Source organism: Bradyrhizobium sp. CIR18, assembly GCF_014198295.1.
In the GTDB taxonomy this organism is placed as follows: Bacteria; Pseudomonadota; Alphaproteobacteria; order Rhizobiales; family Xanthobacteraceae; genus Bradyrhizobium.
Map to the genome: position 1 here is coordinate 305,598 of NZ_JACIHF010000003.1, position 13,217 is coordinate 318,814.

General features: G+C 64.6%; 15 protein-coding genes. 7 read left to right on the top strand and 8 right to left on the bottom strand.

Annotation, left to right across the window (positions count from 1 at the left end; translation table 11 throughout):
• Positions 1-73: 73 nt before the first annotated feature.
• The 8 genes from GGD65_RS14430 to GGD65_RS14465 form a co-directional block, all read right to left on the bottom strand.
• Positions 74-853 (bottom strand): AraC family transcriptional regulator, encoded by a 780-nt coding sequence (locus GGD65_RS14430; RefSeq protein WP_312017705.1) that lies wholly within the window; start codon positions 851-853, stop codon positions 74-76.
• 241 nt (positions 854-1,094) lie between these two features.
• Positions 1,095-1,808 (bottom strand): ABC transporter ATP-binding protein, encoded by a 714-nt coding sequence (locus GGD65_RS14435; protein ID WP_092251679.1) that lies wholly within the window; start codon positions 1,806-1,808, stop codon positions 1,095-1,097.
• Positions 1,801-2,568: an ABC transporter ATP-binding protein gene (locus tag GGD65_RS14440; RefSeq protein ID WP_183235682.1), complete on the bottom strand. Its 768-nt coding sequence runs from the start codon at positions 2,566-2,568 to the stop codon at positions 1,801-1,803. The genes GGD65_RS14435 and GGD65_RS14440 overlap by 8 nt, the downstream gene beginning before the upstream one ends.
• Positions 2,561-3,505, bottom strand: a complete 945-nt coding sequence (locus GGD65_RS14445; RefSeq protein WP_183235683.1) for a branched-chain amino acid ABC transporter permease — start codon at positions 3,503-3,505, stop codon at positions 2,561-2,563. Before GGD65_RS14445 ends, GGD65_RS14440 begins: the two co-directional genes overlap by 8 nt.
• Complete coding sequence (locus tag GGD65_RS14450; RefSeq protein WP_018316878.1) at positions 3,502-4,419, bottom strand: branched-chain amino acid ABC transporter permease; 918 nt, start codon at positions 4,417-4,419, stop codon at positions 3,502-3,504. Before GGD65_RS14450 ends, GGD65_RS14445 begins: the two co-directional genes overlap by 4 nt.
• 297 nt (positions 4,420-4,716) lie before the next feature.
• Positions 4,717-4,935: a hypothetical protein gene (locus tag GGD65_RS14455; protein WP_018316877.1), complete on the bottom strand. Its 219-nt coding sequence runs from the start codon at positions 4,933-4,935 to the stop codon at positions 4,717-4,719.
• A 1-nt stretch (position 4,936) separates the two neighbouring features.
• Positions 4,937-5,596 (bottom strand): acyl-homoserine-lactone synthase, encoded by a 660-nt coding sequence (locus GGD65_RS14460; protein ID WP_177236864.1) that lies wholly within the window; start codon positions 5,594-5,596, stop codon positions 4,937-4,939.
• 82 nt (positions 5,597-5,678) lie between these two features.
• Positions 5,679-6,407 (bottom strand): LuxR family transcriptional regulator, encoded by a 729-nt coding sequence (locus tag GGD65_RS14465; protein WP_092251675.1) that lies wholly within the window; start codon positions 6,405-6,407, stop codon positions 5,679-5,681.
• A gap of 166 nt (positions 6,408-6,573) precedes the next feature.
• Here GGD65_RS14465 and GGD65_RS14470 point away from each other — a divergent pair, with 166 nt between their 5' ends.
• The 7 genes from GGD65_RS14470 (at position 6,574) to GGD65_RS14500 (ending at position 13,211) form a co-directional block, all read left to right on the top strand.
• Positions 6,574-6,750 (top strand): hypothetical protein, encoded by a 177-nt coding sequence (locus GGD65_RS14470; protein ID WP_018316874.1) that lies wholly within the window; start codon positions 6,574-6,576, stop codon positions 6,748-6,750.
• Positions 6,751-7,291: 541 nt separating this feature from the next.
• Positions 7,292-8,230, top strand: a complete 939-nt coding sequence (locus GGD65_RS14475) for a LysR family transcriptional regulator (protein ID WP_018316873.1) — start codon at positions 7,292-7,294, stop codon at positions 8,228-8,230.
• Between the two features lie 143 nt (positions 8,231-8,373).
• On the top strand, positions 8,374-9,252 hold the full coding sequence (locus GGD65_RS14480) for a shikimate dehydrogenase (RefSeq protein WP_183235684.1): 879 nt from the start codon (positions 8,374-8,376) through the stop codon (positions 9,250-9,252).
• A gap of 57 nt (positions 9,253-9,309) precedes the next feature.
• Entirely contained in the window at positions 9,310-10,440 is a 1,131-nt protein-coding gene (locus tag GGD65_RS14485; protein ID WP_183235685.1) for an ABC transporter substrate-binding protein, read from the top strand.
• A 160-nt stretch (positions 10,441-10,600) separates the two neighbouring features.
• Positions 10,601-11,476, top strand: a complete 876-nt coding sequence (locus GGD65_RS14490) for a branched-chain amino acid ABC transporter permease (RefSeq protein ID WP_018316870.1) — start codon at positions 10,601-10,603, stop codon at positions 11,474-11,476.
• The gene (locus GGD65_RS14495) at positions 11,473-12,471 is read left to right on the top strand and encodes a branched-chain amino acid ABC transporter permease (protein WP_183235686.1); all 999 of its coding nucleotides are present in this window, start codon (positions 11,473-11,475) and stop codon (positions 12,469-12,471) included. Before GGD65_RS14490 ends, GGD65_RS14495 begins: the two co-directional genes overlap by 4 nt.
• The gene (locus GGD65_RS14500) at positions 12,468-13,211 is read left to right on the top strand and encodes an ABC transporter ATP-binding protein (protein WP_183235687.1); all 744 of its coding nucleotides are present in this window, start codon (positions 12,468-12,470) and stop codon (positions 13,209-13,211) included. Before GGD65_RS14495 ends, GGD65_RS14500 begins: the two co-directional genes overlap by 4 nt.
• Positions 13,212-13,217 lie beyond the last annotated feature (6 nt).

Here is a 13,217-nt window from a genome sequence, read left to right on the forward strand (position 1 = left end):
TAACCAGATCAAAGCGGCCGCCGCCTTTGCGCGCGCGCAAATCACCTTTGATCCCACGTGGAGGCTTTCAAGTTTACTGATAGCGGCTCGGCGAATGGCCAAAGCGCCTGCGGAAAGCCGTCGCGAAATTTGCCGGATGGGCGTAGCCGACCCGATAGGCCGCTTCGGTGACGGACAAGCGCTGGTGAATCAAATAGGCACGTGCGGCATCGAGCCGCTGAGCCCTGAGATAGTCGATCGCGCTCTGGCCATATGCCATCCGGAATTTCTGGTTGAAGGACCTGCGGCTCAGCCCCGCGTTCCGCGCCAGTTCGTCGATGCTCCAGGGATAGGCGAGATCGGCATCCATCCGCTGCTTCACCGATTGCAGCCGCGTCCACTGCAGATCGGTGGCGGGATCGGCCGCAATCCGGCCGCGCTCGCCGAACAGGGCGTGGACCACGATCTCGGCGGCATGCGCCGACAGCAGCAATTGCGCCGCGCTGCCGGTGACCGGCGGCGAAAACATTTCTGCCGCGACCGCCTGTATGCGCGCAGATGCCCTCAGCGAGACGATCGCTGCGCCCGAGACGTCGTTCGCAAACAGCGCCCGAAACTCATCGCCGAGTCCAAGTCCATCGATCGAGGTTTGGGGAAACGCCAGGCCGATTGCGGAACGCTCGCCGGAATGAACCGCGCGTTCCGCTGCGCAGGTCTCGCGCACGGCAATTGCCGTCATCTGCCCGTCGCAGCCAGCGCTGCGCGTCAGAATGCCGCGGCCTGCGCCACCATCAACGGAGACCGAGATGAACAGACCCGGGGCTGCGATCGCAGAGCCTTCGGCATCGGCTCGAAACTCGCCTCTGACAAACACGCAGCCCGGAAAATCCAGCCATTGCGCTGTCGAAGCGCCCGGCTGTGCGGAACCGATGTCGTCTTGAGGCCGTCCGACAATTTGATCGTAGAAGTCCCGCATCGAATCCGCTTACGCCGCGGCTTCTTTGACCGCTTGACGGCGGCGCGCTCAAGAGCTCTACGCGCGGTTTGGAGGGATTCGAAACTGGATTTGCTCGAAGAGAATCTTGCGCGTCGCGCGCGGTCGGCAGGAACGCGCCTCAGATGCCGAGATATTTGTGCTGGAGATCCGGTTCCGCCATCAGCTGATCGGACGTGCCGCTCCACACCGTCTTGCCGCGCTCGATGATGGTGTGGCGGTCGCAGATGCGAGCGAGATGGTCGACGTTCTTGTCGACGACCAGGATCGACTGTCCGCGGCTCTTGAGCAGCGACAGGCAGTTCCAGATTTCCTCGCGGATCAGCGGCGCGAGGCCTTCGGTCGCTTCGTCCAGAATCAGGAGTTTTGGATTGGTCATCAGCGCGCGGCCGATCGCGAGCATCTGCTGCTCGCCGCCGGAGAGCTGGTTGCCCATGTTGGCGGCGCGTTCGGCAAGGCGCGGAAACAACACGTAGATCGCGGCCAGCGTCCAGGGATTGGGGCTGCCGAAGCGGTCGGCGGCGGCCGCGACCAGGTTTTCGCGCACGGTGAGGTTCGGGAAGATCTGGCGTCCCTCGGGGACCAGGCCGACGCCGAGCTTTGCGATCCTGTAGGAGGGAAGCTGCCTGACCTCGGCGCCCGCGAAACGAATGCTGCCGGCGCGCGCCGGCGTCAGGCCCATGATGGAGCGGATGGTCGTGGTCTTGCCCATGCCGTTGCGGCCCATCAGCGAGACCATCTCGCCCGGCTTGATCGACAGCGACAGGCCGAACAGCACCTGGGAGAGGCCGTAGCAGGTCTCGATGCCGTCGACCTCGAGCAGCGTGTCAGCCATGATGCGTCACCACGTGCTGGTCGCCGAGATAGGCGCGCTTGACGTCCTCGTTGGCCCGGATCGCGGCCGGATCGCCCGAGGCGATGACGCGGCCATAGACCAGCACCGTGATGCGGTCGGCAAGCGCGAACACCGCCGGCATGTCGTGCTCGACCAGCACGATCGAGACTTCCTTGCGCAGCTCCTGGAGCAGCTTCACCATGCGCTGGGATTCGGTGACCCCCAAGCCCGCCATCGGCTCGTCGAGCAGCAGGAGCTTCGGCTTGCTCGCGAGCGCCACCGCGAGCTCGAGCTCGCGGCGCTCGCCATGGCTGAGCCGGTTCACCACGACATCGGCACGATGCAACAGGCCGACGCGATCGAGCGCGGCGTGGGCGGCATCGCGCAGGGATCGCTCCTTGCGCGCATTGGCAAAGAAGCGAAACGAGGTGCCGGCATGGGCTTGCGCCGCCAGCGCGACGTTGTCGGCGGCGGTGAAGCCGAGCAGCAGCGAGGTGATCTGGAACGAACGTGCCAGGCCCAGCGCGCAGCGGCGATAGGCCGGCAAATAGGTGATGTCGCGTCCCGCCAGCGAGACGCTGCCGGAATGCGGCTCGAGATGTCCGGTGAGCTGGCTGATCAGCGTGGTCTTGCCGGCGCCGTTCGGGCCGATGATGGCGTGCAGCTCGCCCGCGGCGACGTCGAGCGAGACATTGTCCGTCGCAACGATGCCGCCGAAGCGACGCACCAGCTTTTCGACGCGAAGCAAGGGTTCAGCCACGGCCGGCCCTCCCGAGCATGCCCATGATGCCGCCGCGCCCGAACAGCACGATCAGCAGCAGCAGCGGGCCCATGATCAGCGCCCAATATTCGGTGATCTGCGACAGGAATTCCTCCAGCAGCAGGAACACCACCGCGCCCATGATCGGGCCGAACAGCGTGCCCATGCCGCCCAGGATCACCATCACCATGAGATCGCCCGAGCGCGTCCAGTACATCACGGCCGGGCTGACGAAGTCGGTGTTGTTGGCGAGCAGCGCGCCGGCGAGGCCGCACATCGTGCCTGAGATGACGAAGCAGACCAGCTGGTAGCGCTTTGCCGGGAAGCCGATCGCCTGCATGCGCTGCTCGTTGGAGCGCAGCCCCTGCACGACGAGGCCGAAGCGCGAATTGACGATGCGCCAGATCAGGAAGACGACGCCGAGGAGGCAGGCGAGGCAGAGATAATAGAACTGCGTGCGGTTGGACAGGTCGATCAGCCCGGAGAAGTCGCTGCGCTTGTAGACGGTGAGGCCGTCATCGCCGCCGTAGCGCGCCAGCCCCGAGGCGACGTAATAGGCCATCTGCGCAAAGGCCAGCGTGATCATGATGAAATAGACGCCGCGGGTGCGCAAAGAGAGCGCGCCGATCACGAGCGCATAGATCGCGGAGGCCGCGAGCGCGACCGGAAACTGGATGAAGCCGGAACCGACGCCCTCCTGTGCCAGCATGCCGACGGCGTAGCCGCCGATGCCGAGATAGGCGGCGTGGCCGAAGCTCATCATGCCGCCAAAACCCATGATGAGGTTGAGGCTCGCGGCCGCCAGCGCCAGGATGATGATGCGGGTGAACAGCGTCAGGATGAAGATGTTGCCGGAGAGCTGCGAATAGAGCGGCAGCAGCACGAGGCCCGCCAGCACCATGGCCGTGACGGCCTTGCTCACAGTGAAAGACTTCATCGACGGTTGGCCGGAAACAGCCCCTCCGGCCGCACCACCAGCACGATCGCCATCAGGAGATAGATCAGCATGGAGGACAGCGCGGGCGCTGCGGTGGAGGCGGCGGCGCCGCTCAGCACCTGCCGCAGCAGATTGGGCAGGAAGGCGCGACCGAGCGTGTCGATCATGCCGACGAAGATCGCGGCCAGGAACGCGCCGCGGATCGAGCCGATGCCGCCGATCACGATGATGACGAAAGCGAGGATCAAAATGTTCTCGCCCATGCCGATCTGCACGGTGAGGATCGGCGCCTGCATCAGGCCCGCAAGGCCGGCGAGCGCGGCCCCCAGGCCGAACACCAGCGTGTAGAGCAGCTTGATGTTGATGCCGAGCGCGCCGATCATCTCGCGGTTGGAGGCGCCGGCGCGGATCAGCATGCCGATGCGGGTGCGCATCACGCCGAGATAGAGCAGCAGCGCCACCAGCAGCGCCACGATGATGATGGCGAGGCGATAGGCGGGATAATGAATACCGGGCAGGATTGGCACCGGCACGGTGAGCCAGGCCGGCAGCGGCAGCGCAAGGCCGGCCGGGCCCCAGATCAGCCGCACGGCTTCGTTGAAGAACAGGATCAGGCCGAAGGTCGCCAGCACATGGTCGAGATGGTCGCGGCCGTAGAGATGCCGCAGCGCGCTCATCTCGAGCACGATGCCGAGCACCAGCGTAGCCCCCAGCGCCATCAGCGCCCCGAGCAGGAAGCTGCCGGTCCACGCCGCGAAAGTCGCGGCGAAATAGGCGCCCATCATGTAGAGCGAGCCGTGCGCGAGGTTGACGAGATCCATGATCCCGAACACCAGCGTCAGGCCGGCGGCGAGCAGGAACAGCAGCAGGCCGAACTGCAATCCGTTCAGGAACTGTTCGACGACGAGCAGCATCAAGACTCTTTCAGGCGCACGCGGTGTCGCGCCGATGTTCGAACACGGTCGCCATCAGTGAAAGAGCTCCCCCTGCCTGTTCAAGGCGGAAAAATGGGTAATGGCAGTATCGTTCAGAGGCAAGAGCGATTCGACACCAAACATGCACTTTGTTGCATGCGGGTGCATGCGGTCGAGACGCTCCTGCAAGAAGGCTGCCGTGCAGGCTGGGGCAACCTGCCGCACCCAAACGATGACCCCCTCGCCGGTGGCCGGCGAGAGGGTGCGACTTCGTCGGAATGCAAGGAAGGATTACGTCTAGTGCGACGTCATCTGCTGGGGAAGATCGTCCGGTTCGGCGAGCACGCTGTTGGCCGTCGAGGCCTCCAGCGCCGCCATCCGGAACAGATAGGCGAGCGTCGCCAATCCGGTGTCTTCCGCCATCTGCGCCAGCTCGAGCGCCATGTCGGACATGTAGCCGAGATTCTCGTCCCTGATCTGCGCCATGATCTGGCTGTCCCGCATCATGTTCGACATCTCAGGCGCTCTTTCGTTGTGCGGCAGCAGCGCCGCAGAGGTTGGCACGGGCGACGGCGTCCAGACGCGGGCCGTCCTGGCGCACGACCGAGGTCATGCCGATACGATCGTGCAGGGCATCGAGGGTCTCGCGACGAATGTCGATGGTCGCCGCCATGGTCCATGCATCCTCCACCAGAGCCGGCAGGCCAAGCGGGGTCACCATGAAGCCGGCCTCGTGGAAGCGCGGCAGCCACCAGGTCTCCATGATCGCGCTGACCTGCGCGATCCCCTGATTGAGGCAGAACTCCTGCACCGCCGCCATCAGTTGCAGGTTGAGCGCGCCGTCGCGGCGATCACGCACGACGAAGTAGCGCGACCATTCCCAGACCAGCGGATCCGCGGGGCAGCCGCGCACCGACGCCAGATGCGGGAACACCTCGCTCATCATCGAGGGCTTGGTCGTCGGGTAGAGCCGGTGGCCACCGATGACGCGCCGTCCCTCCAACGCAAGCAGATAGACGGTATCCTCGTCGTCATAGGAATCGATCTCGCGGCAATCCGGCCTGCGCAGCGTCTCCCAGCGCCGCTCCTCGACGAAGATATCGTGGCGCAATCGGAAATGCTGCTCGATCACGTCTTCATAAAGGTGACGATTTACCGCAGAAATTGCGTGAATCATGAAAACCCCCAATCATCCTCAATGGGGGCAGAGTCTGCGAAAAGAGCCGGATTCGATATTGGGAAATTTCCCAGTACGGCGCTTACGGATTGATGATTTTGTTCCGAATCGCCAGCGCTACCGCATGCGTGCGGTTGACGGCACCGAGCTTGCGCGCGGCAGTTGCAAGATGCTCTTCGGCCGTGCGCTGCGTGATGTGCAAGATCTCGCCGATCTCCCAGGCCGACTTGCCCTGCGAGGCCCAGGAGATCACCTCGCGCTCGCGCGGGGTGAGGCGCGTCGAGGGATAAGGCGTCGGCTCGAGCAGACGGCGTATGTGGTCGAAGCCATACATCGCCATCAGATGCAGTGCCGGCTTGCTGCGCGGATTGAGGTCGAGATGAACGCCGCCAAGCGACACCGCCGCTTCATAGCCGGTGAGCCCGTGGATCGGCACGATGAAGCCCCGCGACATGCGAAAATCGGTGGCGCGGTTCATCACCTCGGCCGCGTTCGGCTCGAGTTCGGCGTCATAGGGCGCTTCCGACCATTCGAACGGATTGACCGATTGCCGACACAGCCGCACCACCGGATCGAAGCGGTCGTAATTGTTCTGGGTGTAGAGGCTGAACCAGCCCGCCGGCCAGCGCTTGGCAAGCACCATCTGCGCAAACCGCTGGTCGGGATTGGGCAATCCCGTCACGATGATGGTTTCGAAGCCGAAACGACCGAACGCCGTCTCGAGCGCATTCATGGCATCGGGCACCTTGCGATAGGTCCCCAGGCCTTCAATGAAGTCGAGCGCCTCCCGGCCATAATCTACGGCGGACATCGGTGCGTTTCCTGCCCCACACCGCCTCGTATAGCACGTATTTGGGGACTGCCTCAATTCGCTGCGGCCGTAGTTTCCCGGTGCTCATCTGCCCTGAAGATTTAAACTACTTGTGGCAGAATTGGCCTCACGATACACCTGAGACGACCGAAGCGGGAACACCACGATGGAAGACGAGGATATTGCCCTCAACAGCGTGCTCGGCCTGGAATTGAACCGCGTGTTTTTCGCCGTCCGCGAAACGGCAAACAAGCAGAAGATCATCGAGTTCGCGCGCGCGGTGCTGGAAAGCGAGCGCGAGGAGCTGGCCGAGAGCGTATTGCCCGAGGGCCCGGCGAGCTGAGACACAGCCGCAGCGCCGACGAACCAATTCGAGCGCCGCCGCCCTTCTGTTCGAACGCGCTGATTTTAGTCGAAAACAATCTGACAGCGAACTTGAGTTTCCCTTCTTCCCTTGTGGGAGAACGTGGCATAGGCGGCCTTCGGCCGCCGTTCTAAATGGACGCCGAAGCGACACTTCGGCTATGGCGCCGGATGAGGGTCTCTATCCACAAGTGCAGTATCGTAGGGTGGGCAAAGCGACTTGTCCGCCATAGCTCGAAGAGCGACGGCGGAAGCGCGCCCACGTCCTGCCTGTTTGGTGAGACGACGTGGGCACGGCGCAAGTGCGCCTTTGCCCACCCTGCGATTCCGGACTCGCTGAGAGAGACCCCTCGCCCGTCTCGCCGCTTTCGCGGCGAGCCACCCTCTCCCCCAGGGGCAGAGGGTAAAAGCTCCCCTCCGCCATCCACATCCACCCACACTTGCCGCTGGATGACAGCGCAGCTCTCGTGAGATGATTGCCGCCATGATCATCTTTCGGATGCCAAGGACATTTCACGAGCATGATGACGCTGCGCCAGGTTGAAGTGATCCGTGCCGTGATGGTGACGGGCACCATCGGCGGTGCGGCGAAGCTGCTCAACGTCTCGGCGCCCGGGATCAGCCGCCTCGTCAAATACACCGAGCGCTCGCTCGGCATCCGCTTCTTCCAGCGCCAGAACGGGCGATACTTCCCGACGCCGGAAGCCGAGAACATCTTCGAGCAGATCAACGGCGTCTACAAGAAGGTCGACGATCTCTCAGAGATCATCTCCAAGATCGGCCGTGGCGGCCTGTCGGAGCTGCGCATCGGCTCGGTGCCCAGCATCTCGCAGGTGATGGTGCCCCGCGCGATCGAGCGCGTCCGCCGCCGCTATCCCGATCTCGGCATCGACATCAACATCCTCAAGCTCGAGGAGGCCATCGACTATCTCATGCTCGGCCGCGGCGAATGCGTGGCGATGAGCTACCGGCTGGAGCATTCCGGACTCGACTTCATGCCGCTGGCCTCGGGCGAGCTGTACTGCATCGTGCCGCCGGGGCACGAACTCGCCGGCCGCAAGCAGGTCTCGGCCGCCGAGATCACCCGCTATCCGCTGATCGGCATCGATCCCAACGATCCCTACGGCCGGATCATGGCCGAGATCTTTGCCCGCAACCGTCTCGCCTACAACATCACCATCCGCGCGCGCTTCGGCACCACGGTCTGCGCGCTGGTGAAGGCGGGCCTCGGCATCGCCATCATCGACCAGTTCACCGTGGCCCATGGCGGCTATCCCGGGATCGAGCTTCTGAAGATCACCGAGCCGACGCGGTTCGATACTTACATCGCGGTCAAGCGCGGCGCGCCGCTGTCGCTCCATGCCGAGTCTTTCATCGAGTCGCTGCGCGCGGAGATGCGGGCGGTCGAGCCATCCCGCGGCAACGGCAAGGCCGCCGGTGCGCGCGGACGGAAGAAATAACATCATGTTAGGTTTGTCGGATAAAAGGGTAATTGTGTTAGGCGGGGGAAAGACTATCGTCGCAGCTGGAACTCCCTTGGACTTGCGGAGATTTCCCCGCTAATGGCCGGGACCGAACGGGCCCAACGAGACGATAGCGAACCATGTCCAAGCGCGGATACGCCGCCAGCAAGAAGCTCCTCACCGGCCTGATCGGCGCGCCGATCGTGCATTCCGCGTCCCCCGCCATGCATGAGCGCGCCGCCGAAGCGCTTGGCCTGCGCGGCCACTACCAGCTCATCGAGGTCGCCGGCGCCGATGCGGCCGGGCTTCGCATGATGCTCGAGGGCGTGCGGCGGCTCGGCTTTGCCGGCGTCAACGTCACCTACCCCTACAAGGAGGCCGTGGTGCCGCTGCTCGACGAGCTGGCACCGGCTGCGGCGACCATGGCGGCGGTCAACACCGTCGTCGTGAGAGACGGCCGGCTGATCGGCCACAACACCGACACGACCGGCTTTGCCCGCGCCGTCGCGCCGCTGCTGGCGTCTTCCGGAAATGCGGTGGCCGTGATCGGCACCGGCGGCGTCGGCAAGGCGATTGCCTTTGCGCTGGCGAGCCTGAAAGTGACGAACCTCCGAATCTTCGACAGCGAGCCGGCACGCGCCGAAAAACTCGCCGCGCTGCTGGCCAGGCATGGCGGCGCGCGGGTGGCTACGAGCGTGGAAGACGCGCTTCGTGGCGCAACCGGCCTCGTCAACGGCACGCCGGTCGGCATGCTGCCGAACCGGGACATCCCGGTCCCAGCCTCGCTGCTGCGCGAGAACCTGTGGGTCGCCGACGCCGTCTACTCGCCGTTGATCACGCCGCTGCTGGCGGCGGCGCAAGCCAAGGGCGCGCGGATCATGACCGGGCGGGAGCTCGCGATCTATCAGGCGGCCGACGCCTTCGAACTGTTCACGGGCCTTGCCCCATCGACCGAGATCATGGGACAGGCATTCGACGAGGTGATGGCGGCACGAAGCTCGGCCTATCACGCTGCGTAACCGAAGCGGCCGACACAAGGCCGCGGACAATCTCGACGAAAAATGGGAGGAGAAACCATGAAATCGACCCTGCTGGCAGGCGCCCTGCTTGCCTTCGCGACTGCAACCAGCGTCCACGCCCAGGCCATCAAGCTCGCCAACGTCGCCGAGCTCTCGGGCGGCGGCGCCACCGTCGGCACCAACTGGAAGAACGGCATCGATCTCGCGATCGAGGAGATCAACGCCAAGGGCGGCGTGCTCGGCCGCAAGCTGGAAGTCAGCCATGCCGACTCGCAATCCAACCCCGGCGTCGCCCGCGCCCAGGTGCAGAAGGCGCTCGACGCCGAGCCCTATGTGCTGCTCGGACCCGGCTATTCCGGCTCGGTCAAGGTCACCGCGCCGCTCGCCGCCGAAGCGGGCATCGCGCAGATCATGGGTGGTGAGGCCGCCGAGTTGACGCAGGCCGGCAACAAATTCCTGTTCCGCACCTCGTTCGGCCAGCAATCCTCGATGCCGAAGGTCGCGAAATACATCCACGACGAGATGAAGGCGAAGACGGTCGCGGTGGTCTGGGTCAACAACGACTTCGGCCGCGGCGGACGCGACGTCGTCGTCAAGGAGCTCGACCGGCTCGGCTCCAAGGTGGTCGCCGACCTCTCGACCGAGGCGGGCCAGGCCGATTTCGCCGCCGACGTCGGCAAGATCAAGGCCGCCAATCCGGATGCCGTGTTCGTCTACCTGAACGAGGAAGAGAGCGCGCGCATCCTGAAGGAGCTGAAGCGCCAGGGCGTCACCGCGCCACTGATGGGCGAGACCACGCTGATCGGCCAGAAGGTGATCGAGCTCGCCGGCGACGCCGCCAACGGCGCACGCGGCCATGTCGGCCTCACCACCGATGCACCGGTCGATCTGATCAAGGTATTCCGCGAGAAGTTCTCCAAGAAGTACAATTACGTGCCTGACCATAACGGCCTGAAGGGCTATCTCGCCGTCTACATGGTGAAAGCCACCACCGAGAAGATGGGCAAGGTCGACCCGAAGAAGTTTGCCGAGACGCTGCACGGCCTCACCATCAAGGCCGCGGACGAGCCGGGCATCCTGATGGACGTCACCTTCAGCGACACCGGTGACATCGACCGCCAGAGCTTCCTGGTCGAGGTGGTCGAAGGCAAGCAGGTGGTGAAGCAGGTGCTGCCCAAGGTGAAGTGAGGTCTTCTTCACCTCTCCCCGCCTGCGGGGAGAGGTCGGATCGCATCAAGATGCGATCCGGGTGAGGGGGAGCCTCCGCGAGTCCAACCATCAGCGACCTCGCGGAGATTCCCCCTCTCCCCGCAAGCGGGGCGAGGGAGACGGGACACGAGAGGGGAACATGTCCAACCTATTCGATCTTCTGGTCGCGGGACTGGCCACCGGCGCGATCTATGCGCTGGTCGCGGTCGGCTTCACGCTGCTGTGGCAGACTTCGCAGACCATCAATTTCGCGCAAGGCGAGTTCGTGATGCTGCCGGCGTTCCTGATGCTGGCGGCGATGCATGCCGGCGCGCCGTTCTGGCTCGCGATCATCCTCGGCATCCTCTTGTCGATGATCCTGCTCGGGCTCGCTTTCAAGATGCTGCTGGTCGATCCGATGATGCGCCATGGCGTGCTGCCGCTGGCGATCGCGACCATGGCGCTCGCGATCGGCCTCAAGGAAGCCGTCAAGCAGTTCTTCAGCGCCGAGGCCTCGCCCTTTCCCTCGATCGTGCCGACCGGTGACATCTCCATCCTCGGACACGCGGTGTCGCTGCAAAGCATCGGCGTCCTCGCCGTTGCCATCGTTGCCGTGTTCGGCTTGACCGCCCTTCTCAACCGCACCTCGCTCGGCCACCAGATGCAGGCGGCGGCGCAGAACCCGACGGTCGCGCGCATCATCGGCGTGCCCGTGGAGCGGATGATCCTGCTGACGTTCCTGATCAACGCCTTCCTGGTCGCGCTGGCGTCGCTTTTGATCACACCGATTTACCTCGCAAAATTCTCCTCCGGCGAGGTGCTGGGACAGGCGGCTTTCATCGCGGCGATCGTCGGCGGCTTCAACCAGGTCCGCGGCGCTATCGCCGGCGGTCTTTTGATCGGCGTGCTCGACAATCTCGCGGCCGCCTATGTCTCGACGCAGTACCGCGCCGCCGTGCCGATGATCTTCCTGATCGTCGTCATCCTGTTCCGGCCGCAAGGACTGCTCGGCCGCGCCGAGGAGCGCACGGTATGAGCAGCTTTGCCAAGCCCCTGAAGATCGCGCTCGGCCTCATTGTCATCGCCGGCCTGATCATCGTTCCCATGAACTTCAACCGCTACGGCTTGTTCATCCTGAGCCAATGGGCGGTGATGACCATCGCCGCGATGGGGCTGAACCTCACGCTCGGCTATGCCGGCCAGGTCTCGCTGGCGCAGGGCGCGTTCGTCGGCATCGGCGCCTATGCGGCAGCGATCATGACCACCCATGGCTGGCCGCTGCCGGCGGCGATCCTGGTTGCGATCGTGCTCAGCTTCGCGGTCGGCTGGGTGCTCGGCTATCCCGCGCTGCGCGTGCAGCATCACTACCTCGCCTTCGTCACCCTGGCCTTCTCCACCCTCGCCTTCCTCGTGTTCCGCAACGAGAGCTGGCTCACCGGCGGCATCTACGGCATCTCCAACATCCCGCGTCCGCATATCTTCGGTTTCGCGACCAACAAGCCGCTGCCGTTCTACTATGTCTGCCTCGGCTCGCTCGCGATCGTGTCGCTGGCGGTGTGGTGGCTGATCCGCTCGCCCTGGGGCCGCGCCTTCATGGCGCTGCGCGAGAATCCGCTGCGCGCGCAATCGCTCGGCATCGACACAAGGCGCTACACGCTGATGGCGTTCGCGATCGGCTCGGCGCTCGGCGGCGTCGCCGGCGCGCTCTATGCGCCGCTGACGCAATATATCGACCCCGTGCCCTTCAACCTGTCGCTCTCGCTTGACCTCCTGATGATGGTGATCGTCGGCGGCGCGGGCTTCTATTTCGGTCCCTTCCTCGGCGCGATGATCGCGGTGCTGCTGCCGGAATGGCTACGCTTCACCGAAGGCTATTATCTGATGCTCTACGCGGTGGCGGTGATACTGCTGCTGATCTGGTCGCCGACCGGCATTCTGGGAATCCTCGACCGCTATCTCGCCGAACGCCGGACCAAGGCGGCCTCCGCGCTGCGCGCCGTCGCAAAATCCCGCCTGGAGACGGTGCAATGAGTGCGGTGCTCGAAGTCTCCGATATCAAGAAGAACTTTGGCGGTATCAGCGCCGTCGACGGTGTCTCCTTCGACGTGCGCGAGGGCGAGATCCTCGGCCTGATCGGTCCGAACGGCTGCGGCAAGTCCACGCTGTTCAACTGCATCCTCGGCCAGCTCACGCCGTCGGGCGGTGAGGTCAGGCTCGACGGCAAGCTCGTCACGGGCCTCCGCCCGTCCGAGCTCAACAAGCTCGGCGTTAGCCGCACCTTCCAGCTGCTGCAGGTGTTTCCAAAGCTCTCGGTGCGCGAGAACCTGATCCTCGCGGGCCAGGAGCACCAGGGCAACATGGCCTCGCGCCTGGTCGGCCGCTCCGATGCCGGGTTGACCGAGACCGCCAACCAGATGATCGGCTTCTTCAAGCTCGATCATCTCGCCGACGAGCCGGCCGGCGGATTGTCCTACGGCCAGCAAAAACTGCTAGACGCCGCCATGACCTTCATGGGCGGCCCGCGCCTGGTGCTGCTCGACGAGCCCGCCGGCGGCGTCAACCCGTCGATGCTGGCGGACCTGAAGGACCGCCTGGTCGCGATCAACCGCGAGAAGAACGCCACCTTCGTCGTGATCGAGCACAACATGGAGTTCGTGATGTCGCTGTGCTCGCGCGTGATGGTGATGGCGGAAGGCAAGGTGCTGGCGATGGGACGGCCCGACGAGGTCCGCAAGAACCCCGCCGTGATCGAAGCCTATCTCGGACATTGAGGAGCC

Excerpts from the sequence above, each read along its gene's own strand:
- GGD65_RS14455 (WP_018316877.1), bottom strand. The coding sequence starts at position 4,935 with ATGTCGAACATGATGCGGGACAGCCAGATCATGGCGCAGATCAGGGAC.
- GGD65_RS14475 (WP_018316873.1), top strand. The coding sequence starts at position 7,292 with ATGATGACGCTGCGCCAGGTTGAAGTGATCCGTGCCGTGATGGTGACG.
- GGD65_RS14465 (WP_092251675.1), bottom strand. The coding sequence starts at position 6,407 with ATGTCCGCCGTAGATTATGGCCGGGAGGCGCTCGACTTCATTGAAGGC.
- GGD65_RS14460 (WP_177236864.1), bottom strand. The coding sequence starts at position 5,596 with ATGATTCACGCAATTTCTGCGGTAAATCGTCACCTTTATGAAGACGTG.
- GGD65_RS14450 (WP_018316878.1), bottom strand. The coding sequence starts at position 4,419 with ATGCTGCTCGTCGTCGAACAGTTCCTGAACGGATTGCAGTTCGGCCTG.
- GGD65_RS14480 (WP_183235684.1), top strand. The coding sequence starts at position 8,374 with ATGTCCAAGCGCGGATACGCCGCCAGCAAGAAGCTCCTCACCGGCCTG.
- GGD65_RS14435 (WP_092251679.1), bottom strand. The coding sequence starts at position 1,808 with ATGGCTGACACGCTGCTCGAGGTCGACGGCATCGAGACCTGCTACGGC.
- GGD65_RS14490 (WP_018316870.1), top strand. The coding sequence starts at position 10,601 with ATGTCCAACCTATTCGATCTTCTGGTCGCGGGACTGGCCACCGGCGCG.
- GGD65_RS14470 (WP_018316874.1), top strand. The coding sequence starts at position 6,574 with ATGGAAGACGAGGATATTGCCCTCAACAGCGTGCTCGGCCTGGAATTG.
- GGD65_RS14445 (WP_183235683.1), bottom strand. The coding sequence starts at position 3,505 with ATGAAGTCTTTCACTGTGAGCAAGGCCGTCACGGCCATGGTGCTGGCG.
- GGD65_RS14500 (WP_183235687.1), top strand. The coding sequence starts at position 12,468 with ATGAGTGCGGTGCTCGAAGTCTCCGATATCAAGAAGAACTTTGGCGGT.
- GGD65_RS14485 (WP_183235685.1), top strand. The coding sequence starts at position 9,310 with ATGAAATCGACCCTGCTGGCAGGCGCCCTGCTTGCCTTCGCGACTGCA.
- GGD65_RS14495 (WP_183235686.1), top strand. The coding sequence starts at position 11,473 with ATGAGCAGCTTTGCCAAGCCCCTGAAGATCGCGCTCGGCCTCATTGTC.